We start from the raw sequence: 2,474 nt of genomic DNA on the forward strand, positions 1-2,474 counted from the left end.
CCCGCAGCGTCCAATTCCACGGCAGCAATTCATCGAGCCTTTTGATCTTGTGATCATGTATGCGGTCAAGAATGTCGGCGAGATAGGCCAGGGGATCGAGGCCGTTGAGCTTGGCTGTCTCAATGATGGTCATGGCGCGGGCCAGGGTTTCCGCACCGGTATCGGCTCCTGCGAAGAGCCAGTTTTTCCGTCCTATACCGATCGGACGCAAGGCCCGCTCGGCGGGATTGTTGCCGATGGCCACACGCCCATCGGTCAGGAGCAGGCTGAAGGCGTCCCGCCGACTGAGACCATAGCGGAAGGCCTTGGCCAGATCGCTTTTGCCCGGAATGCGCAGAAGCTGCTGTTCGGACCAGGCAAAGAAGGCTTCGACTTGCGGGCGGCTCAACTTTTGCCGCGCCCCATGGCGGAGGTCAGCAGACTGGCCGTTGATGTCGCGCTCGACATCGTAGAACTTTCCGATCCGGTCGAGCGCCTCGCGGGCGATCTCGGACTTGGTCGAGGCCCAAAAATCATGGAAGTCGCGCCGCAGATGCGCCCAACAGGCCGCCTCCCGCAAACGCGGCACGCCATCGGGTTCAGGCTCGTAAAGTTTGGCGTAGCCCTTGTAACCGTCGGCCTGAAGGATGCCTCGGGCGTTGGCCAGATGGCTCAGGACATGCTCCTCTTTCCAATCCGGCGCCAACCGATACACAGCACCGGGTGGTGCGGCCCCTGCCCAAGGTCGCTGGTCGCGCACATAGGCCCAGATACGGCCTTGGCTGACCCCTTTGCCAAGCCCCTTGTCGCGCATTGTGCGATCCAGCACCCGTATCGGCGTGTCATCCGCGTGCAGCAGATCGCTGCCCATGATGTCTGCCTCGATCCGTTCAATCAGCGGCGACAGCGTCTTCATGGCGCGGCAACACCAACCGACGAGCGTGCTTTCGGGAATATCTGCACCCATACGGGCGTAGATCTCGTGCTGGCGATATAAAGGAAGGTGATCGTCGAACTTCGAGACCAGCACATGCGCCAGCAAGTTCGGACCGGCCATGCTGCCCGGGATCGGGCGGCTTGGCGCGGGCTCCTGCACCATCCGCTCGCAGCGGCGGCAGGACTTCTTGATCCGGGCGATCTGGATCACCTTCATCTGGGCGGCGATCATATCGAGGAGTTCGCTGACATCTTCGCCCACCACACGCAGATCGCCGCCACAGTCGGGGCAGCAGGCACCGGGATCAAGCTCGCGGCGCTCGCGCGGGGTTGCATCCGAGACACGTGGACGTCGACGCAGCGAGGGCGCAGAGGGCTCTTCCGGCGACCGTTCATCCTGCCCCTCGTCGATGGGTGCCTCATCACCCTCGGCCACCGCAACCAGCAGGTCTTCGAGCGCCAGTTCCAGCTGTTCGATCTCGCGCTCGATCTTTTCAGAGGATTTACCGAAAGCCAGTTTCTGGAGTTTGGCGATCCGCAGACGCAGGGCCTGAACCAGCTGGTCGTGCACACGGAGTGTGGCCGATATCTTGGCGTTTTCCGCCTGTAAAGCGGCGATCATCGCCTTCAATACAGCGGGGTCATCTGGCAAATTTTCAGCAGGACCTGACATGCGCCTGCCTACCAAAAAGCAGGCCTAAACACCATATAAATAACTGATATCGGTGACAAAATCACCCGACACGCGCGGGTGGGACACCCCAATCCGGACGCCGCCAATCAATACCCTCCCAGAGCATTGCAAGCTGCGCTGAAGTCATCCGCACCGCCCCATCCCTGGCGCTCGGCCAAGGGAAGCGGCCACGCTCCAAAACCTTGTAATAGAGACAAAAGCCTTGCCCGTCCCAGTAAAGCAACTTCAGCCGGTCACCTCGCCGTCCCCGGAATGCAAACACCGCCCCACTGGTGGGCTTTTGCCGCAGCACATCCTGGGCAAGTGCCGCCAGACCTGCGATCCCTTTCCTCATATCCGTCACCCCGCAGGCCAAATACACGCGAACACCGGTGCCAGGGCCGATCATGCGGCTTCCACCGCACGGATCAGGGACGTCAGCGCGGCCGGGTCCATTGCACTGTCAAACTACAAACAGCGACCACCCCGCAAACGCAATTCGACCGCGCCCGGCGGCGCCGTTTCGGCGACTGGGGGCTGCGGCACCGGAACCCCGGCCGCATCCGGAATATCTAACGGAAAGAAGAGCGCCCCAGCATCGGGGGACCACAGACCTTTCTTCTTCAGTTCGTGCCGCCAGGCGTAAACCTGCTGTCGCGTAATCTCATGACGCTGCGCCACCTGCGTTACCGTCGCCCCGCCAACACCAACCGACGTGACAATCTCGAGTTTGTCCTCGTCATGCCAGAAACGCCGCCGTTCCAGGCCAAGAATTTCGCCGCGCATCGCAGACCCCGCATAAGACACGTCGCTAACGACGTCGTTAAATACGTGCCTTAGATCAAAGCCCCAGGGTCAGGCAGGCGGTGCCAATGGGCTGGTTACG

Annotated in this window: 3 protein-coding genes; all 3 read right to left on the bottom strand. The window is 61.5% G+C overall.

Annotated elements, in window-relative coordinates; all coding sequences use genetic code 11:
* Window positions 1-1,588 (bottom strand): IS66 family transposase (gene tnpC, locus AC13C2_RS00005; protein WP_482885534.1); only part of this gene is annotated, 1,588 nt, incomplete at its 3' end.
* 61 nt (window positions 1,589-1,649) lie between these two features.
* Window positions 1,650-1,997 carry an IS66 family insertion sequence element accessory protein TnpB gene (tnpB, locus tag AC13C2_RS00010; RefSeq protein ID WP_092758915.1) on the bottom strand — a complete coding sequence of 116 codons (348 nt, stop codon included), beginning with the start codon at window positions 1,995-1,997 and terminating at the stop codon, window positions 1,650-1,652.
* 59 nt (window positions 1,998-2,056) lie between these two features.
* On the bottom strand, window positions 2,057-2,374 hold the full coding sequence (locus tag AC13C2_RS00015) for a transposase (RefSeq protein ID WP_482885535.1): 318 nt from the start codon (window positions 2,372-2,374) through the stop codon (window positions 2,057-2,059).
* Window positions 2,375-2,474: the final 100 nt, after the last annotated feature.

This window comes from Jannaschia sp. L-14R (assembly GCF_056857695.1).